The organism is Bacillus sp. SIMBA_005 (genome assembly GCF_046535585.1).
Lineage (GTDB): Bacteria > Bacillota > Bacilli > Bacillales > Bacillaceae > Bacillus > Bacillus pumilus.
Map to the genome: position 1 here is coordinate 46156 of NZ_JAWRWI010000004.1, position 22913 is coordinate 69068.

27 protein-coding genes are annotated in these 22913 nt (G+C 41.4%); 8 read left to right on the forward strand and 19 right to left on the reverse strand.

The genetic code is table 11. From position 1 onward, the window contains the following. Window positions 1-104: 104 nt before the first annotated feature. From SB660_RS07425 to SB660_RS07475, 11 genes are all read right to left on the reverse strand, one after another. A complete protein-coding gene (locus SB660_RS07425) occupies window positions 105-917 on the reverse strand; it encodes a purine-nucleoside phosphorylase (protein ID WP_180310564.1) in 813 nt (270 codons plus the stop codon). 11 nt (window positions 918-928) lie between these two features. Continuing rightward, window positions 929-2113 (reverse strand): phosphopentomutase, encoded by a 1185-nt coding sequence (gene deoB / locus SB660_RS07430; RefSeq protein ID WP_058014767.1) that lies wholly within the window; start codon window positions 2111-2113, stop codon window positions 929-931. A gap of 151 nt (window positions 2114-2264) precedes the next feature. Further along, a complete protein-coding gene (gene xerD / locus SB660_RS07435) occupies window positions 2265-3155 on the reverse strand; it encodes a site-specific tyrosine recombinase XerD (protein ID WP_003215982.1) in 891 nt (296 codons plus the stop codon). 6 nt (window positions 3156-3161) lie between these two features. Beyond that, the gene (locus SB660_RS07440) at window positions 3162-3389 is read right to left on the reverse strand and encodes a YqzK family protein (protein WP_003215798.1); all 228 of its coding nucleotides are present in this window, start codon (window positions 3387-3389) and stop codon (window positions 3162-3164) included. A gap of 117 nt (window positions 3390-3506) precedes the next feature. Next, entirely contained in the window at window positions 3507-3959 is a 453-nt protein-coding gene (gene fur, locus SB660_RS07445) for a ferric iron uptake transcriptional regulator (RefSeq protein ID WP_058014766.1), read from the reverse strand. 118 nt (window positions 3960-4077) lie between these two features. Continuing rightward, window positions 4078-4725 carry a stage II sporulation protein M gene (gene spoIIM, locus SB660_RS07450; RefSeq protein WP_034661156.1) on the reverse strand — a complete coding sequence of 216 codons (648 nt, stop codon included), beginning with the start codon at window positions 4723-4725 and terminating at the stop codon, window positions 4078-4080. A 115-nt stretch (window positions 4726-4840) separates the two neighbouring features. Beyond that, window positions 4841-5971 (reverse strand): S8 family peptidase, encoded by a 1131-nt coding sequence (locus SB660_RS07455; protein ID WP_180310563.1) that lies wholly within the window; start codon window positions 5969-5971, stop codon window positions 4841-4843. 105 nt (window positions 5972-6076) lie between these two features. Continuing rightward, the gene (locus tag SB660_RS07460) at window positions 6077-6298 is read right to left on the reverse strand and encodes a hypothetical protein (protein WP_058014765.1); all 222 of its coding nucleotides are present in this window, start codon (window positions 6296-6298) and stop codon (window positions 6077-6079) included. Between the two features lie 67 nt (window positions 6299-6365). Continuing rightward, window positions 6366-6818, reverse strand: a complete 453-nt coding sequence (locus SB660_RS07465) for a GNAT family N-acetyltransferase (RefSeq protein WP_058014764.1) — start codon at window positions 6816-6818, stop codon at window positions 6366-6368. Further along, the gene (locus SB660_RS07470) at window positions 6805-7986 is read right to left on the reverse strand and encodes a TIGR00375 family protein (RefSeq protein ID WP_180310562.1); all 1182 of its coding nucleotides are present in this window, start codon (window positions 7984-7986) and stop codon (window positions 6805-6807) included. Before SB660_RS07470 ends, SB660_RS07465 begins: the two co-directional genes overlap by 14 nt. After that, entirely contained in the window at window positions 7983-8540 is a 558-nt protein-coding gene (locus SB660_RS07475) for an NUDIX hydrolase (RefSeq protein WP_058014762.1), read from the reverse strand. Before SB660_RS07475 ends, SB660_RS07470 begins: the two co-directional genes overlap by 4 nt. A 167-nt stretch (window positions 8541-8707) precedes the next feature. Between SB660_RS07475 and SB660_RS07480 the strand changes: the two genes are divergently transcribed. Further along, the gene (locus SB660_RS07480) at window positions 8708-9631 is read left to right on the forward strand and encodes an aldo/keto reductase (RefSeq protein ID WP_410581987.1); all 924 of its coding nucleotides are present in this window, start codon (window positions 8708-8710) and stop codon (window positions 9629-9631) included. Between the two features lie 180 nt (window positions 9632-9811). Here the strand turns inward: SB660_RS07480 and SB660_RS07485 are convergent, their stop codons facing one another. After that, window positions 9812-10033 (reverse strand): YqkE family protein, encoded by a 222-nt coding sequence (locus tag SB660_RS07485; RefSeq protein WP_044141056.1) that lies wholly within the window; start codon window positions 10031-10033, stop codon window positions 9812-9814. Between the two features lie 125 nt (window positions 10034-10158). Between SB660_RS07485 and SB660_RS07490 the strand changes: the two genes are divergently transcribed. Then, the gene (locus SB660_RS07490) at window positions 10159-11091 is read left to right on the forward strand and encodes an alpha/beta hydrolase (RefSeq protein ID WP_061408438.1); all 933 of its coding nucleotides are present in this window, start codon (window positions 10159-10161) and stop codon (window positions 11089-11091) included. A gap of 26 nt (window positions 11092-11117) precedes the next feature. On the opposite strand, the gene SB660_RS07495 is transcribed toward SB660_RS07490, so the two are convergent. From SB660_RS07495 to SB660_RS07505, 3 genes are all read right to left on the reverse strand, one after another. Next, window positions 11118-12380 carry a Rap family tetratricopeptide repeat protein gene (locus SB660_RS07495; protein ID WP_058014757.1) on the reverse strand — a complete coding sequence of 421 codons (1263 nt, stop codon included), beginning with the start codon at window positions 12378-12380 and terminating at the stop codon, window positions 11118-11120. 305 nt (window positions 12381-12685) lie between these two features. Then, window positions 12686-12925, reverse strand: coding sequence for a YqkC family protein (locus SB660_RS07500; RefSeq protein WP_003215790.1), 240 nt, complete (start codon window positions 12923-12925; stop codon window positions 12686-12688). 12 nt (window positions 12926-12937) lie between these two features. Beyond that, complete coding sequence (locus SB660_RS07505) at window positions 12938-13264, reverse strand: iron-sulfur cluster biosynthesis family protein (RefSeq protein WP_180310559.1); 327 nt, start codon at window positions 13262-13264, stop codon at window positions 12938-12940. 265 nt (window positions 13265-13529) lie between these two features. Here SB660_RS07505 and exlX point away from each other — a divergent pair, with 265 nt between their 5' ends. Further along, window positions 13530-14192 (forward strand): expansin ExlX, encoded by a 663-nt coding sequence (gene exlX / locus SB660_RS07510; RefSeq protein ID WP_410582260.1) that lies wholly within the window; start codon window positions 13530-13532, stop codon window positions 14190-14192. A 21-nt stretch (window positions 14193-14213) separates the two neighbouring features. Here the strand turns inward: exlX and SB660_RS07515 are convergent, their stop codons facing one another. Both SB660_RS07515 and SB660_RS07520 read right to left on the reverse strand, forming a co-directional pair. Further along, a complete protein-coding gene (locus tag SB660_RS07515) occupies window positions 14214-15185 on the reverse strand; it encodes a GNAT family N-acetyltransferase (RefSeq protein WP_180310557.1) in 972 nt (323 codons plus the stop codon). Next, window positions 15182-15661 carry a GNAT family N-acetyltransferase gene (locus SB660_RS07520; protein WP_034661184.1) on the reverse strand — a complete coding sequence of 160 codons (480 nt, stop codon included), beginning with the start codon at window positions 15659-15661 and terminating at the stop codon, window positions 15182-15184. The genes SB660_RS07515 and SB660_RS07520 overlap by 4 nt, the downstream gene beginning before the upstream one ends. A 278-nt stretch (window positions 15662-15939) precedes the next feature. On the opposite strand from SB660_RS07520, the gene SB660_RS07525 reads away from it, so the two are divergent. The 4 genes from SB660_RS07525 (at window position 15940) to SB660_RS07540 (ending at window position 19554) form a co-directional block, all read left to right on the forward strand. Beyond that, window positions 15940-16389, forward strand: coding sequence for a YfmQ family protein (locus tag SB660_RS07525; protein ID WP_061408447.1), 450 nt, complete (start codon window positions 15940-15942; stop codon window positions 16387-16389). 150 nt (window positions 16390-16539) lie between these two features. After that, the gene (locus SB660_RS07530; protein ID WP_169057042.1) at window positions 16540-17772 is read left to right on the forward strand and encodes a DNA polymerase IV; all 1233 of its coding nucleotides are present in this window, start codon (window positions 16540-16542) and stop codon (window positions 17770-17772) included. Between the two features lie 15 nt (window positions 17773-17787). After that, complete coding sequence (locus SB660_RS07535) at window positions 17788-18132, forward strand: YolD-like family protein (protein ID WP_058014751.1); 345 nt, start codon at window positions 17788-17790, stop codon at window positions 18130-18132. Between the two features lie 186 nt (window positions 18133-18318). After that, window positions 18319-19554 carry an MDR family MFS transporter gene (locus SB660_RS07540; RefSeq protein WP_058014750.1) on the forward strand — a complete coding sequence of 412 codons (1236 nt, stop codon included), beginning with the start codon at window positions 18319-18321 and terminating at the stop codon, window positions 19552-19554. Window positions 19555-19584: 30 nt separating this feature from the next. Here SB660_RS07540 and coaA read toward each other — a convergent pair whose 3' ends face one another. Continuing rightward, window positions 19585-20544: a type I pantothenate kinase gene (gene coaA, locus SB660_RS07545; protein WP_058014749.1), complete on the reverse strand. Its 960-nt coding sequence runs from the start codon at window positions 20542-20544 to the stop codon at window positions 19585-19587. Window positions 20545-20732: 188 nt separating this feature from the next. On the opposite strand from coaA, the gene SB660_RS07550 reads away from it, so the two are divergent. Further along, window positions 20733-22061: a CoA-disulfide reductase gene (locus tag SB660_RS07550; protein ID WP_268466014.1), complete on the forward strand. Its 1329-nt coding sequence runs from the start codon at window positions 20733-20735 to the stop codon at window positions 22059-22061. A gap of 67 nt (window positions 22062-22128) precedes the next feature. Here SB660_RS07550 and SB660_RS07555 read toward each other — a convergent pair whose 3' ends face one another. After that, window positions 22129-22905, reverse strand: coding sequence for an SDR family NAD(P)-dependent oxidoreductase (locus SB660_RS07555; protein ID WP_410581992.1), 777 nt, complete (start codon window positions 22903-22905; stop codon window positions 22129-22131). Window positions 22906-22913: the final 8 nt, after the last annotated feature.

Consider the following 22913-nt stretch of genomic DNA (forward strand, 5'->3'; position numbering starts at 1 on the left):
TAATCCTTTCTATTTTTTCCTCATCGAGGCTGTTTTATTCAGAGATCGTATGATTGCCATAAAAAAAGCCTTCTGTCGGTAAACAGAAGGCCTCTTAAAACATACTATGAGAGTTGTTTGACAATGTCTTTTACTAATTCAAGGAAACTGGTTTTCACTTTTTCCGTTACTTCAATGACTTCATCATGAGACAGCGGCTGATCTAAAATACCTGATGCCGCATTAGAAATGCATGAAATACCTAACACTTTAATTCCTGCATGACGCGCAACAATCACCTCTGGGACCGTCGACATGCCTACAGCATCTGCGCCAAGTGTTCTGAGGAAACGAACTTCAGCCGGTGTTTCATATGAAGGACCTGTCATCCCTGCATAAACACCTTGCTGAACAGATATGCCTTTGCGCTGAGCTGTTTCTTCTGCAAGTGCGAGCAAATCTTTATCGTATGGGGCAGACATATCAGGGAAACGAACGCCTTGACTGTCATTTGGTCCAATTAATGGATTGGTCCCCATCATATTGATATGATCTGTAATCAGCATGAGATCGCCTGGATGAAATGAAGTATTCACACCGCCGGCTGCATTTGTCACAATGCATGTCTCAATGCCAATTTCTTTCATCACACGAACTGGAAACGTCACTTGCTTCATATCATATCCTTCATAGAAGTGAAAACGTCCTTGCATCGCACATACGACAGTGCCTTTCAGCGTCCCGATGACGAGCTGTCCTGCATGACCCTCTACTGTTGAAACAGGGAATCCAGGAATATCTTCATATTTCAATTTGATTGGATTTTCAATCTCATCTGCTAAAATGCCAAGCCCTGAACCTAAGATTAATCCAACTGTTGGTACGTATGTCGATGCTTGTTTAATGTATGCCGCCGCTTCTGAAAACTGTGCTCCCACGAGATTTCCCCCTATTTGAGTTTAGATAAAAAGCTTGTGCCGTATTTTGGCATCGTTGTTTTGAAATTGTCTGCGACCGTTGCTCCAAGATCAGCAAAGGTTTTTGAAGTTGGCAGTTCATTTGCTCCTTGATGCTTTTTGCTGTAAGCAATGAGCGGAACGTATTCTCTTGTATGATCTGTTCCGTGATGTACTGGGTCATTTCCATGATCTGCTGTAATCACTAAAAGATCATCCTCTTTTAACAGGTCAAACACTTCAGGAAGACGGGCGTCAAATTCCTCTAGTGCTTTTCCGTAACCCTCTGGATCTCTTCTATGTCCATAAAGGGCATCAAAATCAACAAGGTTTAAAAAGCTGAGTCCTGTAAAGTCTGCTTTAAGCGTATCGACCAACTTGTCCATTCCGTCCATGTTCGACTTTGTTCTGAGAGAAGAGGTGATTCCTTCGCCATCATAAATATCAGAGATTTTGCCGATCGCAATCACATCGAGCCCATCATCTTTCATCTCATTCATCACTGTTCGGTCAAATGGTTTTAAAGCATAGTCATGACGGTTTGGTGTTCTGACAAACGCACCAGGCTCCCCGACAAATGGACGAGCGATAATGCGGCCAACCATATATTTTTCATCTAATGTGAGCTCACGTGCAATTTCACAAATACGATAAAGTTCATCTAATGGCACCACTTCTTCGTGCGCAGCAATTTGCAGCACAGAATCCGCAGATGTATAAACGATTAGATCGCCTGTTTTCATGTGCTCTTCGCCAAGCTCGTCTAAAATTTCAGTACCAGACGCAGGTTTATTTCCAATAATGCCTCTGCCTGTTTTTTCTTTTAGTTCATTTAGTAGTTCATCTGGGAATCCGTCTGGAAAAACTCTGAACGGTGTGTCTATGTAAAGACCCATTATTTCCCAGTGTCCAGTCATTGTATCTTTCCCATTTGATGCCTCTTGCATTTTTCCATAATACGCAAGTGGTTTCTCATCCGCTGGAATTCCTTTGATTTCTTTAATATGACTCAGCCCAAGCTTCGCCATATTTGGCATATGAAGCCCGTTCATTTTTTCAGCAATATGTCCTAGTGTATCTGCACCTACATCATTAAATTCAGCAGCATCAGGTGCTTCCCCAATACCTACTGAATCCATTACGACGAGGAAAATGCGTTTATACTGATAATCAGGCATTAAAAAGCGCCTCCTTCAATATTCTTGTCTTTTAACCTTTCAAAAAGAGAGGTCTGACATCTCAAGTATAAACCGTTTACAAGCCGATTGACAACCATAAACGGTGCAAACATGAAAAAGCATGACACACGTTCACCGTACCATGCTTTACTTATGCCCTTGGATGGAATTTGTGATACACATCTTTCAATCTTGTTTTCGTCACATGTGTATAAATTTGTGTTGTCGAGATATCAGCATGCCCGAGCATCTCCTGCACAGCTCTTAGGTCGGCACCGTTTTCAAGTAGATGTGTTGCAAATGAATGCCTGAGTGTATGGGGTGTGAGTTCCTTTTGAATCCCTGCTTCGAGAGCTCTTTTTTTCAAATTCTTCCAGAAACCTTGCCGCGACATTTTTTTCCCGTGATGATTGAGGAATAAGGCATCTGCCGGCTGTTTTTTTAACAGCTTGCTTCTTCCCTTTTCGAGATATTCTTCAATCGCACTTGCAGCTGCTTCACCAATTGGCACAATCCGCTCTTTTCTTCCTTTACCGAAACAACGGATAAAGCCCATTGTGAGGTGTACATCGGCAAGGGTCAAATCCAGCATTTCACTGACGCGAATGCCTGTTGCATATAAGAGTTCGAGCATCGCTTTGTCACGGTAGTCAAATGGAGTGTGCTGATTTGGTGTATCAAGCAATTTTTCGACTTCCCCTAGTGATAGAACTTTCGGTAATTTCCGCTCTGTTTTTTGCGTTTCAATGTTCCATGACGGATCATCTGTGGTCACTTTTTCCCGGAGCAGAAATTGGTGGAAGGATCGGATCGAGGAGAGATGCCGCACTGACGTTTTGCTCGATTTCCCTTCCTCTTTTAGCTTTTTTAAATAATGAATGATATGCAGGCGCGTGACATCTTTTATATCCGTCAGCTGCTCATGTGTCATTAAAAAAGACAAGTAGTTCTGTAAATCTCGTTTATAAGAAACAATGGTATTTTCAGAGAGTCCTCTCTCTACTGTCATAAAATGAATAAAGTCGGATAATTGATCGTTCAATGATTTCTACTCCCCGTTTTGATAAAAATAAATCAATCGGTCTTGCCAGTTGTCTTGATTCGGCTGATCCATTTCCATCACTTTAATTGCTGCACCCTCTGGTTTATCATAACGATGGTAGCTTTCATATTCTGAATTTATCCATATCATAGCATAATAGAACAGGACGGTAAAACCAGTGAACAAGATAAATACCTTCATCACTTCACCTGTTGTTTTGAGCCATTTTCGCATGATTCTCATGTCCTTTCTCAGCTTCTCATTACTTCAGCATATGCCAGGTGGGACAAGGAATATACAGCGAAAATGCAAAAAACCTCTTCATCTTAAATGAAAAGGTTCCAATTCGGATTAATTGCCGGATTCATCATCATGACACCGGTGGCAAATACCATGGAATGTCAATCTATGATCCTTAATTTTAAATTTCCAGTCACGTTCAATAATCTCTTCAACATCTTCTAATAAATCATCTTCTATCTCATCGACTGTCCCGCATTCCATGCAGACAAGATGATGATGGAAGTGAGCGGCTCCTTCTTTGCGAAGATCATATCGCGAAACGCCGTCTCCAAAGTTAATTTTATCAACAACTTTCAGTTCAGTTAGCAATTCTAACGTTCGATAAACAGTAGCAAGACCAATTTCAGGAGACTTCTCTTTTACGAGGAGGTATACATCTTCTGCACTTAAATGGTCTTCTTCATTCTCAAGCAGTACTCTTACTGTTGCTTCACGCTGTGGCGTGAGCTTATAGCTGGAAGAATGAAGCTGTTTCTTAATTCGATCAATCCGATTTTCCATTGACTTTCCCTCCTACGCCACATTACTTGACCATTATATCAAATGATGTGCTGGGAGCCAACTATAATCATTTTAAATTGATAAATAAATTGATTATTATTTAATAACAATTATAAAATCATGAGAAAAGAACACCTGCCAGCTTTTTCATGAGCATGAAGGAGACGTACGATTCAAAAAAGGACGAAAGTGCAGCAAGTGCTAAAATCATCAGTAGAACAGATGCATACCGGGCGAACCACTGCACAGGTGCTTGACTGATGGTTTTTTTCATAAACAGCTGCCCAATGAGACGGATGGAAAACGCAATCGCACATGTCCCAATCACTAAATAGGCTGGAATAAGTAATATGTTTTGCGGAAGAACCGATACGAACGAAAGGAAAAAGCCACTCAGCCCCATTTGATTTACTAAAAAACCAACTGTAAACCCAACGACAATTCCTTTTAAAAAGATCATGAGAAAGATGAGCGGCAGGCCAATGATAGATATTCCTAGTATCCACATAAGACCTAAATATTTCATGTGATGCAAGAAGCTTTGCAAAAACATTTCTTTTGATTCTGCAGCTTTCTCATTTGTCAGCTGACCAAAAAATTGATTTAAATAATAGAATAAATCCTCTTTCTGACTAATTGTCATACTATTGACGATGATGGCCCCAAAGATCACGCCCATTAAAAAGAGTACAGAGACAAACAAATAAATTGATAGATGGTCTTTTACGTGCTGAAGAAGATGTTCCTTCCAAGACTTTTTCCGCATGCGTCTTCCTCCCAAATAGTAAAGGTTACTAGATTCTATGAGAGAGATTACGAAACATGACAGTTTTATTGAAAGAAAAAAGAGAGAGCAGCCTAACACTGCTCTCTCTTCTCATTTATCGTGCGGCTTTTTGTACGTTCACAAGCCCAGCACCATAGTAAAAAGGGTCTCCAAGCTGTGCAGCCGTTTTTGAAAGTCTCTCGCGCACTTCATCGTTTGTCAGATTCGGATGTTTTGATAGAATGACAGCCGCAGCTCCTGCTACATGCGGTGATGCCATGGATGTTCCGCTCTTGTAGCCATATTCATTATGAGGAATAGTGCTGAGCGTTGAAACGCCCGGTGCTGAAACTTCCACTTCTTCGCCGACAGAAGAATCAAAGGCTCTTTGTTTTCTTTGGTCAACAGAAGCAACCGCTATTACTGAGCTGTATTTGGCTGGATAATCAACCGTGTTGAGAGAGCCATAACTTCCTGCATTCCCAGCAGAAGCCACAATGAGAATACCCATGTCATATGCTCGATCTACCGCTTCTTTCAGCGCTTCAGATTCACTTGCTCCACCCATACTAATATTGATGATATCCATGTCATTCTCAATGGCCCATTCAATTCCTTTAATGATCCAGCTATAGTAGCCGTCACCATTTTCATCTGCCACCTTGACCGCATAGATAGAAGCTTTTGGCGCAACACCAACGACACCTACCTTATTATCTAACGCTGCAATTGTGCCCGCCACATGCGTCCCATGTTCATGCGGGTCAACAAGCGGATCTGACTCTGTTGGAACAAAGCTGACTCCCCCAGTGACATGTAGATCTTCATGTTTGCCATCAATGCCGCTGTCAAGAACAGCTACTTTGACATTTTGTCCAGCGTATCCCCGTTTATGTACCTTTTGTGCTTTGATGCTTTTGATGCCATATGGAATCGTTTGACTGTTTGTTTTTGCCTTTTGGTCCTCCTCAATGAAGGTCACTTCTTTTGCCCGATTTAGTTTCTCTTTCGATGCCTCATTCAAGGAAACTTTCATCATATCTATTTGCTCTATGGATTCTTTTACATGTCCACCAGCTTTTTCAACAAGCTGTTTTTGTGTATGATCTTGAACGGAAGAAGAAAAGCCGATCATGTACTCTTTTTTCGCTTGCTCCTTTGCAGAAATATGTGAGGCGCCGAACGTGACCGATGCCAGCATCATACTTGCCATACAAAGCCCTGCTCCAATTGACTTGATGTTCACAATACTCACTCTCCCTTTCATCTTTTTGTCATTTAACTACATTTTCAGACAAAAAGAAACGATCGTTTGTCCTATTTTTAAAAATTTTTCCATTTGAACTGGTTGTCACAAAAAAGCAAAATAAAAATGCTTATGATCCTCTTGATAGTGATCATAAGCATTCCTTCTTTTATGTTTATTCATCATGTGCTGCAAGGCTTCTTGTTTAGTTTTTGTCTTTCTTTCATGTGTACTAAAGTGCGGAATGTTTCCTCTCGACAGTTCCGGGTTTCGGCTGTGCTGCCTTTCAATATGTTCTCGTTTTTTCTTTGCATTGCTTTTTCCCATTTGGCAAAACCCCTTTCGTTGACGTTATGATACACGATGTGACATAAAAAAGATAGACGTCTCACGCCTATCTTTCTGTTTTCACCATATCAAGATGCGGAATTCCATCTTCCTCATAACAATCAGAAACGGCCTTAAATCCAAAGGATTCGTAAAACGACTTCAAGTAGGCCTGCGCCTGAATTTTGACACTTGTTTCACCTAATTCACTCAGCTTTTCCAAAGCCTTGCTGAGCAGCATTTTTCCATAGCCCTTTTTTCGGCCTGCTTGCGTCACAAGAACGCGGCCAATGGATGCCTCTTCGTATATGATTCCACTTTGGAAAATTCGGCAATAAGCCACAATCGTGCCGTCCTCTTTTGCCATCAGATGAAGCGCTTCTTGGTCCCGTTGATCAATTTCAGGGTAAGGGCATGTTTGTTCAACAACAAATACATTGACTCTTTCCATTAAGATTAGGTAAAGATCCTCTTTTGTCAATTCTTCAAACGTTTCACATGTCCAGTTAACTTGATTCATGATTGATATCCACCTTACCGTACACGCCGCCCCCGCCAGCGATCAGTTCGACTTCACCTTTTCTTGCTTTGATGATGTAATTGGCTGTTTTTTCTGGCAGGACAGCTTTTAGTTCTTGTTCTGTAGCTTGATGAAGGATATTCATCTCTGTGTGAAACACGGCTTTTAGCTTCTCCAGCGTTTTGGCTCCAACACCCGGAATAAATTGAAGAGGAAGCTGGTGAACATAAGGAGGTCTTGTTCCATTGTCACTTTCTTGGTCGGCAAGCTCCTTTAAACGCTCACTCACTCCTTTTGTCATCCGTGTATGTCCGCATGCGTGGCACTTTTCTTGATCTAGCGCGTAAGGTCTTACTCCGCACTTCTCGCAGGTTGTATGATAGTACTTCCCAAGCCGCGGGGCGAGCCCATAATTTCCTGTGATGGCTCTCCCCTCTTTCCCTTCAAGGGCTAGTTTAAATTCGGCAAAAGAGGCATGGTCCATGCGGATTTTTGTATATTCTCGCGCGATTTTCCCTAAAGAATGAGCGTCTGAATTCGTTAAAAAGGGATAACGGTTCAGTTCGCTTAACTGGGACGCCATTGACGTATCACAGCTAAGTCCTAGTTCAACAGCATCAATGAGGTCCGGATCGAATACTTCCGTTAAAGACGTGCTGACTCCTTTGCCAAATAAGCTTTTATGCGGGGTGAAAATATGAGCAGGAATAAATAAGCCTCCTAGCTCCTTGACCTTATGCTGAAGTGTTTTCCCATCCACATAGAGGCGCTGTGAACTTAAATGCACATTTTTCATATGAAGCGCGAGCCATGCGGAGAACTCAGTCATTTTGCGCAGTGTGGGCATAAATGCAAGCACGTGAATCGGACCTTTTGAATGGTTATCGTTAATTTCTAATTCGCTGCCTAAAAGCAGGACGGTCTGTCCAAATGAGAGACCGCCATCACTTAATTCAGTGTACTTGCCTTCCTCTACACCTTCTATTAATTCTTCTAGAACTTCTGGAGATTGTGCATCAATCACACCAATCATCCCCATCCCTTTACTTTGCGTTGCTTCAATGAGAATTTGGTCAATAGTCAGTGACCTTGCACCTGTAATTTTAACAGCTCTGCCTGTTCTTGTTCTGCCAATATGAATATGGATGTCTGCAAAAAACTCCCTCATTTTGTTGACTTAAGTACCTCTTGCAGTTGTAAGTACTGAATGGCATAGGCTGTTTTTGCATCATAAATATGCTGCTTTTCAACGAGGTGCAAGGCTTCTTCTAATGAAACTTCCATCACTTCAACAAATTCATCTTCGTCCAGCTCTCTTTTTTCTTCAAGCGGAACTAGCTGATCTGCAAGATACATGTGGACAATTTCATCTGCAAAACCTGGTGATGTATAAAAGGCCGTCAGCTTTTGAAGCTTCTGAGTGGTGTATCCTGTTTCTTCTTCTAATTCTCGCAGTGCTGTATGTGCCGGCTCTTCCCCTGGCTCTAATTTACCAGCCGGAATTTCAACGATGGCTCTCTCAAGTGCTTTACGGTATTGCTTGACCAAGATGATTTTATTTTCGTCTGTCCGAGCAATGACGGCTACTGCACCAGGATGTTTGATGATTTCGCGTTTGCCTTGTTTTCCGTTTGGCAATTCTACATCTTCAAGAACCAAATCAATGATTTTTCCGTTGTATAATTCTTTAGTCGATAATGTTTTTTCTTCAAAGTCCTTCAATTTTGTCAGCTCCTCGTTCTACTTTCACTTTTTACTTCATTCATTTTAACATAGATGATTTAAGAGAAGCGAAATGCGGACGCTTGCTTCAATGCGCCACTTGAAGTCACCTAGCTTGAATTCCAGATTTTTTTCACTTAATGTGAAGGAATAGGAGTGTGATGGAATTGAAAAAAAGACGAATTGGTACATCGGATCTTTTGGTGAGCGAAGCGGCTCTAGGATGTATGTCCCTAGGAACAGAAAAAGGAAAAGCGTTCTCTTTACTAGATGAAGCGATTGATCTTGGAATTAACTATTTGGATACAGCCGATTTATATGATTTTGGAACAAATGAGGAAATTGTCGGGGAAGCGATTAAAAACAGGCGGCAAGATTTAATTTTGGCCACAAAAGGCGGGAACCGCTTTGAAAAAGGCAAATCCGGCTGGAACTGGGACCCTTCAAAGGCGTACATAAAAGAAGCCGTAAAGCAAAGCCTCAAGCGGCTGCAAACAGATTATATTGATTTATACCAATTGCACGGAGGCACGATCAACGATCCTATTGATGAGACGATTGAGGCTTTTGAAGAATTAGTGGAAGAAGGCGTTATTCGCTATTATGGCATCTCTTCTATCCGTCCGAACGTCATTAAAGAATACGCCAAAAAATCGAACATCGTCAGTGTAATGATGCAATATAGTTTACTCGACCGCCGTCCAGAGGAATGGTTCTCTCTTCTTGAGGAACAAGGCATTAGTGTCGTGGCAAGAGGACCTTTAGCAAAAGGGCTTTTAACCGAAAAACCACTTTCACAAGCAAGTCCATCAATTCAAAAAAACGGCTATCTTCAATATTCATTTGACGAGCTACAGCAGGTCATTCCTTCTTTAAAGAAAGTCGCTTATGACCTATCTCTCACAGAGCTGTCCATTCAATATTTGCTTAAGAATTCTGCGGTCAGTTCCGTTGTATTTGGCGCAAGCTCGGTGGAACAATTAAAAGAAAATGCGGCAGCGGCCAATGCACGTTCTTTAAGTGACCAAGAAGTAAAAGCATTGACTTACTATACAAAACCATCTGTGTACGAGGCGCACCGGTTTAAATGAGATAAAAGAAGAGGTCACCCGATGTGATCTCTTTTTCATATTCTACAGGCAAAAGCAAGAAGAGGCTAAAAGCCCTTTGTCAGGGGTTGAAATGAAGTAAGAATTACAGGAGTCAGAAACTCTTGTGTGTTGATCAATTTCAATGATGACATCAAAAAAGAAGCATCAATGCTCCCTTTTTTAGCTTTTATATTTTCTCCAGTCCAAATGACTTTCATCTAGCAGCTCGGAGAAGCTTTTGTTTTTTTCTTTTTCTTTCTGCTGCCGAAGGAGGTCTTGTCGTTTTTGTTCTTCTCTTTTTTCTGTTTCGGCGGCCAGATTCTGCTTCATTTGAAGGAGCTGCTGTTTGAGATCCTCGTTTATGCCGTCCTTTAATTTCGCTTGATCATTGTTTTTTTTCATTGTGCCTCTCTCCTTTTGCCTCTAAGTGTATCATCCGTTTTATTTCCTGAGCAAGAGTCACGCCATTCTCCCAACATGTGGTATGATCGTCATAGAAAAAACCTCGGAAAGGAAGAATCAGCTAGATGAAAAAATGGATCGCTATACTTGCCTTCATATTATGTCCGCTCATTGCAATCGGCATTTTTTTCACCAATAAAATGATGTATATTCGAAAACTAACAGATGAAGAGCTCATCAAACGGGAATCAGATGAAGGGCATTATCATCATGAAGCGTTTCAACAGCTTAACAAAGAGAAAGTGTGTATTCCTTCAGCATTTGGTTATGATCTTCATGGCTATTTTGTGCCGCACTCACATCCACATACAACACGCACCATTGTACTTTGTCATGGCGTTACGGTTAGTTTAATCAATTCCGTTAAGTATATGAAATTATTCCAAAACCTTGGATGGAATGTGATGCTTTATGATCATAGAAGACATGGAATGAGCGGCGGAAAAACCACGAGTTATGGATACTACGAAAAAGAAGATTTAGCGAAGGTCGTAAAGTGGCTCAGACAAAGACTTGGAGAAAATGCCTTGATCGGCATACATGGAGAATCAATGGGGGCAGTCACGACTTTGTTATATGCTGCAAAGCCGGAAGCAAGCGCCAATTTTTACATAGCTGACTGTCCTTTTGCTTCTTTTGAGGATCAGCTTCTCTATCGATTAAAAACAGATTTTCGTCTTTCAGGGCAATGGATTCTTCCACTAAGTGATCGAGTGTTAAAATGGCGGGATGGATACAGCATTCGGCAAGTGTCACCGCTTGATGTGATCGATCAGGTGAGAGAACCTGTGCTTTTTATCCATAGTCTTCATGATGACTATATTCCATGCGAGCAGAGTCAGCAGCTATATGCTCGAAAAAAAGGTGATAAACAGCTATTTATAGCGCCGCACGGGGCGCATGCGATGTCTTTTAGTGAAAATAAAGAAGCTTACGAACAAGAAGTTCAAGCATTCCTTCAACAATTTGCATCAAATGAAGATAAAAGAGGAGATTGAACAGCGGTTCGTCTCCTCTTTTTGAGCTAACTTATGCGATAGTCACCACTGTTGTATGGTGTCTGCCCGCCAGTTCCATATGACTCTCTTCCGATTGCTGCTGACTCATGACCGATAATCCTGCAGTTGCTGCCAATAAAAGAACTATCAAACTCGTTTTCATATAAATGACCCCCATTTTGAATTTTTGATATGGCTTGAATCTTCCGTTCGTAAAACCGTGTCGATGCTTCATACAGCCCAAGCTCATTGTAATAATGAGCCGCATCAAGTGCCAATTCCTCAATGTCTGGGTATAAGCGCTTGTCCTCAAGCAGGTCTAATGTATCGTCTATGATCGTTATTTCTGCATCAACGTATAATGCTTTTAAGAACTGAAATTTGCAGATGTAAATTTCATCTTCTAATTCACAGGCTTTCATAATACCTTTTTGATAGAGGGTTAACGACTCTTCTATTTGTTTTTGTTTAAACAGGATTTGGGTGAGCATAAATAGTGGGTCTAGAGAGCGATTAAGATGGGTTAAATTCTCCTTTTCAAACACTTCAAGAGAGTCTTTCAGATAACGGCTTGCTTCCGCAAGGTTGTTCATTTGGTAATAACAGTTACCTAAGTTGAAAAGGGCCGAACCTATGACTCGAGGGTTTCCAATTGAGCGTGCTCGATTTAGAGCATTTTTAAAGTAGGGCAATGCATGTTCATAGCATTTCAAATCATCATAGTTTGCACCGATGACAAATTCACAGTGGATGATTCTCAGCGTGTACGTTCTGTAGGCAGAGTACGTATTTAACGCTTGCAAGGCATAGTGCATCGAAAAGTGGGTTTGTTTCATGTGGTAGTATATTTCAGCTAATTTAAAGTAAAATTCTGCTCTTTCTATATCATCTGATATGAGATTGAGCTTTTTTTCTGCTGAACGGTAATAGGCAATGGCACTTAAATAGTTTTGCTGTTCAAACTCAAACATTCCTGTGAAAAAATGAACATAGTATTCAAGCATGTCCGTTAATTTCGTTTGCGAATGTTCGATCGTTTCTAGCAGGTTTTTAATTTCTTCATCATTTGAGGCTTTCTTTGCCGGTTCAAAATATTCAAGCATCACCTTATGGCGAAAATCCATCAGCTGGTAAAACAGCAACAAGTTTTGATCTTGCTCCATCTCCAGAATTTCCTGCTCGATCTCGGCCTTCAGCTTCTCTGCTTTCATGACATGAAATCCGCAAATCTGCCTATACCATTCGTTTATTTTGATTCCAACCTGAGGCGATGACAGCTTGAGCTTCAATTCACTTTAGCACCTCCCTTCTCATATACGATACATGTTGTATTCTATCACATTTCCTCGAATGGAAGAAATATGAAATGTCATTTTTCGCAAAGTTTTCGGTATCCCGCAATAACCGCTTTCATTGCCTATTTTTCGGCATGTATATTCAAGATTTTTTCATGTCTATTTTTCTCATTTTGTCGAATTAGTTGTTATAAAATGGGCTTTTTTCGTTTCAAAAGATCATTTTACAGATTAGACATTCCCAGCTGCTTGGTGAGATGATGAAGGCACGAAAAAAACCCTTTTGTCAAAAAGGGCTTTTATAATACATCTGTTACCTGTTCCATATTCTCTTTGATCCAATTGACAGCTAATTCGAGTGTTGGAAACTCTTCCGTTTCAAATGTGACTTCATCCTGAAGAAGCCAAACATCCTTTTTCACCGAATCCATTCCACCTATTGACCAGTGCAAAAGGGTATAGGGATGATTGTTATTTAAAAACGACACCCATGTTTTATTTTGTGCCGTGTTTTGTATCACTCTAAGCTTCTGATCCACTACGTTTCCACCTTACTTTACAAGTATGCCCATTCTTGGACTGAGTATTTGCTGAGGACTTTTCAGCATCAATGTATTGGCTTTTTCATTAAAATCGATGGTCATTTCCTCATCAAAAAATACCTTCTGTGCAATGTGTATATATAGTTTTAAATGTTGGCTATTATTAAGTTGTTCCCATTCACCTGTTCTTTCACTTGTTAACCAAAGCATTGGTACGCCACTCACTGCACAGCCACAACCTTCTGAATCGTAGCGAAGCAGTAATTCCTTAGTTTCGTTTTCTATTTGCTGTTTTTTTATATATGTTTTAGCCAGTTCTGTGATGTGAATATACATGGAGAACATCCTTTTTAAATTGATGCTTACATTGTAACACATAAAACACCATAAAACATGACACACGACTACACGACTAAATCCGAAAATCATATTCTTTGAAATACACGCTCTTCTCACTAGGATTATATCTATCTATTGACTCTTTTCGCTTCTTGTTTTTTAGAATTATACTGATGACGCTACCAATTTCAAAAGAATAAACAGGAGGTTTTAGATCGTGAAAAAAAGATTATCTCTCTGCTTTATCGGGGCACTGATATTTATGTTGAGTTTCGCTGTGCCAAACATGAAAGCGTCATCTGTCCTTGATGAAGTACGAGAAAGCTATGCGACTTATACGGGATCTGGTTACTCAGGGGGCGCTGCATTATTAGATCCTATTCCATCTGACATGGAAATTACGGCTTTAAATCCTCATGACTATAACTATAAAGGGGTAAATGCGGCACTTGCAGGCGCTTACCTTGAAGTAAAGGGTCCAAAAGGAAAAACCGTTGTGTATGTAACCGATAAATATCCAGAAGGAGCAAAAGGAGCTCTTGATCTTTCTCCTAATGCCTTTGCCAAAATCGGTAATATGGCAGATGGGAAAATCCCAATTAGTTGGAAAATTATAAAAGCACCGATTAGCGGAAATGTAGCTTACAGAATAAAAGAAGGCAGCAGTGAGTGGTGGGCTGCGATTCAAGTGCGCAATCATAAATATCCGATTATGAAAATGGAATATTACAAAGATAGACAATGGGTGAACATGGAAAAGACAGACTACAACCATTTCCTTGGATTTAATATGGGGTCTAAATCTCTTCCTGTTCGAATCACAGATATCCGCGGGGTCATTGTAAAGGATAAATTACCCGCTCTTCCATCTACTGCTGCTTCACAGGCCTATATTGTAAAAGGCAATGTTCAGCTTCCTAATTAACGAGGAAAAGAGGTAGCTTATTTAAAGAGCTCCCTCTCTTCCTTCTCTATCCCAGTGATATGCCTCATTTTCTATTTCTTTTATGATTTCATTCTTTCCTGCCATATAGCTTTGTATATCTTCTGGATACTGACTTGCTAATTGTTCCTTGACAGACGCATACGCTACAGCTCGTTCTGGATGGGCCCTTAAGTAATCTCGAAACAATAAATGCCTTTTCACATCAGGGTGATTTCTCTCATAAACATGGACATGATGCGTACGATTCAAGCCACCCTTTTGAAAAAAACGTCTCCCTTTTATGCCATTTTCACCTAGCGCTTGATATCCAAGATGTTCAAAGCTCTCTCTTTTTCTATCGATCTCTTTTATATGACTTACTTCTATTAAGATATCAATAATTGGTTTGGCAGCAAGTCCTTCAACTGACGTACTACCAATATGATGTCCTTCTATCCAGCTCTTTTGAATGATTTGCTTGAGTTGCTGCTTTTCTTGATGGAATTCTTCATGCCACTCTTTTTTGAATTCGACAACCTCAACCTTTCGCCTCGGTGTCCATGTCATTTTTGATAAGGTGAGCTCTTTTGCAACATGAATCACACCTGTTTCAAGAAACCCTAACTTTTCATACAGCTTTTTTGCAGGGGTGTTTTTTTGCCCTGTGGTCAGTTCTATAGGGACATTTTTCTCCATAATTGTGGACATAAGTCTTGTTCCAATACCCTGCTTTAGCGCTTTTGGATGTACAGCCAATCGACTAATGATCAAATAATCTTTCTGCTCTTCATAAGAGGCAACACCTAGTAAGATTCCCTTTTGCTCAAAACCAATAAATTGCTCTTTTGCTTTCATTACATCTTGAATGGTCTCTTTTAATGGTGGGAGATCGGCATAGCCAATTTGCTCAGCTTCTTGTTGGTATGCAGCTAGTTGAATATGTAAGATCTGCTTTGCTACATCACTTATTGTTTGATCTAAATTGACAATCATTGCATTGCCTCTAATTTTTTCACAAATAAAACACGATCTTCATTTATTCCATCATAGTCTGAAAACACGGAGATTCCTTCTACAGTTTTGTCCCCTTTTTCAATTTGAAAGCCCAATTTTGCATGATAGGCAATCGATACTTTATTTACAGGGGCTGTTACCGCTTTAATGGTTGTTCTTCCTTCCTGTTTTGCCACATCATAAAAGGCTTGATATAGGATTTTTCCTATCTTTAATTTCCGATGGTCTGGATGTACACCTACAAAATGAATGTAGGCTTCATCTGAATGAGATTGCGATAAAAAACCGACTAAAAAGCCTATCAGTTCACCTTTTTCAACGACGACAAAACTTGTTTGCTGAAAATGTTCAAAAAATAGCTTCGGCAATTTTGCGCGCAAATCTCTACCTCCCCACCAGCTTTGGATGACGGATGTGACGGCGTAAAAATCTGACGGCTTCACTTGACGTATCATGATGACCTCGCCCCTTTTCATTTTTAACTTACCGCTCTCTTTTTTCACAAAAAACTGTTGTTTCAATAGTCTACCTGTCCGATTTATTGTTTGTAAAGATCACGTGTCAGCCTTTTTCCTTTCAGCTTTGTTGATTCTTCGTTCTTTCGCGGTCATCTCCTTTTAAATCTTCACACTTATTTCAAAAAGTTCACTTTTTGTGCGAAAGTTTCATTCTTTTGGTATGTTAAGATGGTTCATATAGGAAATGTAACAAATGTTTATTGGAGATGATGATATTGGTTTGGATTGTTACTTCACTTGTTGTGTTTAGTCTTTTAAAGCTTCTTGTCACTTCGCTGCCTTCTGGTGTTGTGGAACGCCTTTTTAGCCGTTATGCAGTGCATGCAAAAGTAACAAGTGATCAAACAACGATCATGTTTGAAGATCGTCCGCTCGATGATCAGCAAGCATCTGAAATTATTCAACATTTTAATGATGCGATCTTTATTGAACGCTATTATATTTATCCTGGTGATGAAGAACGCTTTCTTCGTCCGCAGGAAGGGCCTGCGCCGCTTACTATGCAAACAAAGCTTGGCAAGCATGATGTGACCCTTTATCTGTATCATTACGATGACCACGTGGATGTGGTGCGGCAATTTACTCATAAGCCTAAGAAAAAACTGACGGCCTATCGTTTGCGTTCTGAGCCGCTCCAAACATCTTACAATTTAGCACATGCTTAAAAATATGTTTGATCAAATGAGACGAAGTGGAAGATACTTCGTCTTTTTTATATGGTTTTACACTCTTTTCTTTGAATGATTTACCAGTATCAATTTCGCCTCTTGACGGTTACAATAAATATAGAACATACGTTCTAAGAGGTGAAAATAATGAATGAACGAGCCATTCTGCTTGTGGATATGCAATCGTTTTATGCGTCAGTCGAAAAAGTGGAGGCTCCCCACTTGAAGGATGTACCGCTCATCGTTTCTGGAGATCCTGAGCGGCGGAGCGGGGTCGTACTTGCTGCCTGCCCGCTTGCTAAAAAACGGGGCGTACAAAATGCATCAAGATTATGGGAAGCACAGGAGAAATGCCCCGAAGCTGTCGTCGTACGCCCCCGTATGCAGCGTTATCTTGATATCTCTGTCATGATCACAGAGCTGCTTGAACAATACACAGATCTTGTCGAACCGTATTCAATTGATGAACAATTTCTCGATATTACAGGTAGTCTGACACTACTCGGTTCTCCCCGTGAGATCGCTCAAAATATACAAACAACCATTATGAACCAGACGGGTATTTACGCACGTGTTGGCATCGGTCCTAATAAAGTGCTCGCCAAAATGGCCTGTGACCATTTTGCTAAAAAAAACACATCTGGCATTTATGAACTTCGCGCAGACAGTGTTGCGGCTGATTTATGGCCGCTTCCGATTGGAAAATTATTTGGCGTTGGTAAACGAATGGAGCACCATTTAAAACGAATGGGCATCAGTACCATTGGGACGCTTGCTGCTTATCCGTTAGACCGGCTTAAAAAACGCTGGGGAATCAACGGAGAGCTTTTGCAGCGAACAGCATTAGGGCATGATCCCTCTCCGGTCACCATTCACACACATAATGAGCAAAAAGCGGTGGGACATCATATGACTCTCCCCCATGATTATGCGTCTTTTGAGGATATCAAAGTCGCTCTTCTTGAATTGAGCGAAGAAGTGGCAAGACGTGCACGCTTTAAGCATTATCTTGGTCAAACGGTGTCTGTTGGCGTGAGAGGCGCTGATTTTTCTCACCCGACCGGATTTCATAGACAAACTAAGCTTCATTCGCCTACACAGTACGGGAGAGATATTGCAGACGCAGCCATTCAGTTATGCCAGCAGCACTGGGATGGTCAGCCCATTCGAAGTGTCGGTATTACTCTCTCACAGCTGCAGTCTGACAGTCAGTATCAGCTAAATTTATTTGATCATCATGTTCAAAAAGACAAACTCAGCAAAGTATTTGATGCAATCCACATAAAGTATGGGCCTGCTGCCCTGCTGCACGCTTCGTCACTGACAAGCGCAGGGCAGGCGTATCACCGCGCCGAAAAAATTGGCGGACATTACAAATAACGGAGGCGAACAGCCATGAATCCCAATAAATTAACACCTGGATACAACCTCATGTGGGAATCAAGCCGAATGATGCTTCCAGAGCACCGGGAGCAGCTGCTTGCTCAAAAACGGAAGAAAAAAGAATACATCCCTCTCCCGCTGAGCACCGATCAACTGGAGGAAATGAATTTTTTGATCACACAGTCGATTACCGAGGATCAAGCGATTTGCGTGACATATGCCGTAGAAGGTAGGAAAGAGCAGTTTTGGGGCTGGGTAAAAGCCATTCATTATGAAACGCAGCGCATAAAAATCATCAATGATGAAGATGTTCTCAACCTGTCCTTGCAGCAAATCGTCGCGATCGACCTTGATTAAATGGGGTCAAATGACCGCACGAATCAGTGTCATAAAAGCACCGGCATAAAAAAGCACGCGTCTTCAAATACGCTAATCAAGCTTCTCTGCCATATGGCGGATGTCCCCTCCATCAAATTGTGTATTTAATTTGCACAATTTTTCATGTATGATTGGAACATCTTACAAACTCAGGGGAGAAACAGCATGAAAAATAACTTACGTACACTACATCCGCTTAGTTGGACGATCATCATCGGCACCATATTTGGCCGAATGGCGACGTCCATGAGCATTCCTTTTTTGGCCGTTTATTTAACACAAGTCAAAGGCGCCTCAGCTTCTTCTGCTGGATTAATCATTGCCGTTAGCTCTCTGATTGGGATCGTTGCGAGTTTTTACGGTGGATATATTTCTGATCGTATCGGAAGAAAAAAGGTCATGCTTCTATCAATCTTCGGTTGGACACTTGTCTTTGTTGGCTTTGCATTTGCAGATGCCATTTGGGTCTTCTTTATCATGAACGCTTTAAACGGACTGTGCCGGGCACTGTTTGAACCAACATCTAAGGCGCTCTTATCTGATGTCACCCCATCAAGTATTCGGTTGTTTGTGTTTAATTTACGGTATACAGCCATTAACATTGGTGTCATTTTCGGCCCGCTGCTTGGCTTATATCTTGGGTCATCAAAAACGACTTTTCCATTTCTCGTCGCTGCCCTCATTTACTTGTTGTACGGGTTAACGCTGGCATGGCAATTTCAAAAGCATCCAGTGGCTGCTCCAGAAAGCACCAAACAAATCGGTGTCAAAAAAGCTCTTTCCATTATTCAGAAAGATACGGTCTTTAGCATCATCCTCATTGGCGTTACTTTATGTTCGTTTGGCTATTCGCATCTAAGTTCAACACTGCCTCAATATTTATCGGCATCGCCTATGATTGAGGATGGCCCTAAGCTATTTGGTTACCTTTTATCCTTAAACGCTGTTGTTGTCATTGTCATTCAGTACCCGCTGATTATGATCGCCAAGCGCTATTCAACGATTTTGTCGTTAACGACTGGGAACTTGCTTCTAGCAGGCAGTTTGTTTGCCATTGCTTTTTCACAAAGTCTCGGTGCGCTTGCTTTTATCATTGTCGTGTTTACGATTGGTGAAGTACTGCTCTTTGCAATGATGGATCTGTTTGTGGACAATATTGCAAAACCTGAAATGAAAGGATCATACTTCGGCGCAATGGGGTTTTCTCAGCTAGGCAGCGTCGTCGGACCGTTTGTCGGAGGATTGTGTATTGATTTATTTGGTGCATCCCATCCCCTTTCCATTTTTTCAGTCTTGGCGATTGTCACTGCTGCAGGCGTTCCGTTCTTACTCATCGGATACTACCGCCTAAAAAAACGAACGGCGGCTGCCGTCGCTGTAAAAGTAAGTGGAGGTCACTAAAAAAACCGCTCTCGTTTGAGCGGTTTTTCTTTATACTCGGCGGATGGCGATCTCTTCCACCTTATGCTGATCGCCTTTTTTTAAAATGAGATCAGCTCGATATTTTGTCGGTAAAATATTTTGATATAAATTAGGGCGATTGACAGTATTCCAAATTGTGCTTGCCATGTGATCTGCCTCTTCATCCGTCAAATCTTTGTATTGATGAAAGAAGGATTCAGGGTCTTGGAAAGCTGTTTCCCTCAGCAAACGGAACCGTTCTTTATACCATGATTGAATTTGCGCTTCAGCAGCATCTACATAAATCGAAAAATCAAAGAAATCTGATACAAACACACGCGGTTCATCCTTCAGATCATCCAGCGCTGGGGATTGCAGCACATTGATTCCTTCAATGATGACAATATCGGCATCTTCCACCGTTTCATACACACCTTCAAGCCGGTCATAAGTCAGATGCGAATATACAGGGGCATGCACGGTTTGTTTCCCTGATTTTAATTCGTTTAAAAAAGACAACAAGGCTTTGACATCATAGCTTTCCGGGAAGCCTTTCTTTTCCATGAGTCCTCGATCCTTTAATTCTTTTTGAGGATACAAAAAGCCATCTGTTGTCACAAGACTCACTTTCAGTCCATCTCCAAGCCTCGATAAAAGTGTTTCGATGATACGGGCCGTTGTGCTTTTCCCGACAGCCACACTTCCAGCAATCCCAATTAGAAAAGGAATTTTCGCATGATGCGGGTAGTTTAAAAAGGCATTCACATGCTGATTTTTTTGTTTTTCTGCAAAAACATGCAATGTCAAAAAACGAATAAGTGGTATGTAAATATCTTGAACTTCTTCAAGCGATAAATAGTCATTTAATCCTTGAAGTGCTCTTGCTTCCTCTTCTGAAACAGATACCGGCATATATTCTCCAAGAGCAGACCAAGCCTCTCTTGTATGACGTGTATATAAAGTATTAAAATCTAGTCGTGTGTCACTCAAAGTCTTTCCCACCAATCTTCACTAAACTCGTAACCAAAAAGACGATAATCCGATTGTAGCTTAAAATGAAGGCGCTGTCTTTATTTTTCCACTAAAGTTTGCTTCTTTTGCGAAAAAAAAGCATTAAAAAAAGGAAAATGAGGGTAAATAAGAGTATTCAGTTCGATAGATAGAAGGGAGCACACCAAATGAAATATGTGATCATTGGCGGAGATGCAGCAGGAATGAGCTGTGCTATGCAAATATATCGAGAGGACCCGGATGCACATATTGTCGCTTTTGAAAAAGGAGAGATTTTCTCATATGGACAGTGCGGCCTCCCCTACTTGATCGGCGGTCTCATTGATCACCACAGCAAGCTGATTGCACGCAGTGCTGAAACATTTCGCGACAAATACGGAATTGATGCTAGATGCTTACACGAAGTGACCTCCATTGACCCAAAGCAAAAAATGGTGTCAGGGGCTCATACGAAAACAAAAGAATCCTTTACCGAAAGCTATGACCGCCTCTTAATTGCGACAGGAGCAAGCCCCGTCACACTGAATTTAAATAATCAGCCGCTAGAAGGCGTACACGTATTAAAAACCATTCCGCATGCGCTGTCCATTTTAGACCACTTAAAACAAAATATCACACATGTCACCATTATCGGCGGTGGATATATCGGCTTAGAGCTGGCTGAAAATTTAAAAGCACTGGGGAAAAATGTACATATCATTCAGCGGGGTTCAACACTTGGTCCGGGCTTTGACCCCGATATGGCAAAGCACCTGAAAGAAGAGGCGGATGCCCAAGGCATTCACGTGACTCTCGGGGAAACCGTGCAGACATTAGAGGGCGAGTCACGTGTCACAGCTGTTCAAACAGACAAACAAACCATAAGAACAGATATGGTCATCATGGCCATCGGCGTCACCCCGCAAACCTCTTTTTTAGACAAAACAGGAATCAAACGACTTTCAAATGGTGCCATTGTTGTAAACGAATACATGCAAACCAATGTAAAAGACATCTATGCTGCCGGGGATTGCGCAGCCACTTATCACCGCATCAAACAATCACTCGATTATATTCCGCTCGGCACAACGGCGAATAAACAAGGAAGAATCGCTGGTTTTCATATGACGGGAACAAACCGGGCGTTTCAAGGCGTGACTGGAACTGCCGTCATGAAATTTATGAGCATGACAGCAGGACGAACGGGTTTATCTGAAAAGGAAGCACAAGCAGCTGATATTCCTTTTTCCACCATCACCATTGACAGTACAGATCACGCTGGATATTATCCAGATGCGCAAAAAATGAAAATCAAACTGCTTTACAGAAGTGATGACTACACCTTGCTCGGTGCCCAAATCATCGGAAGAAACGGTGTAGATAAACGGATCGATGTGATGGCAACTGCTCTTTACCAACAGCTAACCATAACAGATCTTGAAGATTTAGATATTAGCTATGCACCGCCTTTTAACAGTGTGTGGGACCCGCTTCAGCAAGCAGCAAGGCGGAGATAAAAAGACGGTCACAATGGCGGGCTTACTTCAAAAAAAAGAAACCAGTTCACGACCGGTTTCTTTTTTGTTATTTTTTCATCATCGCTTTGCGTGCTGCTTTTTCAAATAAAAATGGGGATAATTGATACAATTTACTGCCAGTGTTCATCCATCCAGGCAGATTAATCTCTCTTTTTTTCGTCATCATAGCGGATACGACCTTCCCCGCCACCTTGTCCGCACTAAGCATCATGAATTCAACATTCTTCACATATTCACCGCTGCGGTCGGCGATGGTAAAGAAGTCAGTGGCAATCGGGCCTGGATTCACTGTGGTGACGTGAATGCCGATGTCTGACAGCTCCATTCTGAGGCTGTTTGAAAAGCCAAGGACGGCATGCTTGGATGCAGAATAAATGGCTGATTTCGGGGTGGCAATCTTTCCTGCCTGAGAGGCAATATTGATAATATGTCCGTGTCCTCTTTGTTTCATCTCTGGAATGACCTTTTTAGTGCAGGCGATTAAACCAAACACGTTTACTTCAAACATCGACACCATTTCCTCAATGGACGCATCTTCAACGAGATCAAACGCACCAAAACCGGCATTGTTCACCAAAATATCAACAGCCCCCACTTCTTTATATGCGCGATCAATGTCCTCAAGGTGACTGACGTCTAGCTCCACGATGTGACACACCCCGCCAGCACTCATAATCTTTTCTTTTACATCCGCCAGCTTTTCAATTCGTCTTGCTGAAATAATGATCTCTGCGCCTTCTGCTGCTGCCAAGTACGCCATTTTTTCACCAATGCCGCCAGATGCGCCTGTAATCCATATTCTCTTTCCTGTTAATCGCCCCATGCGTTTCA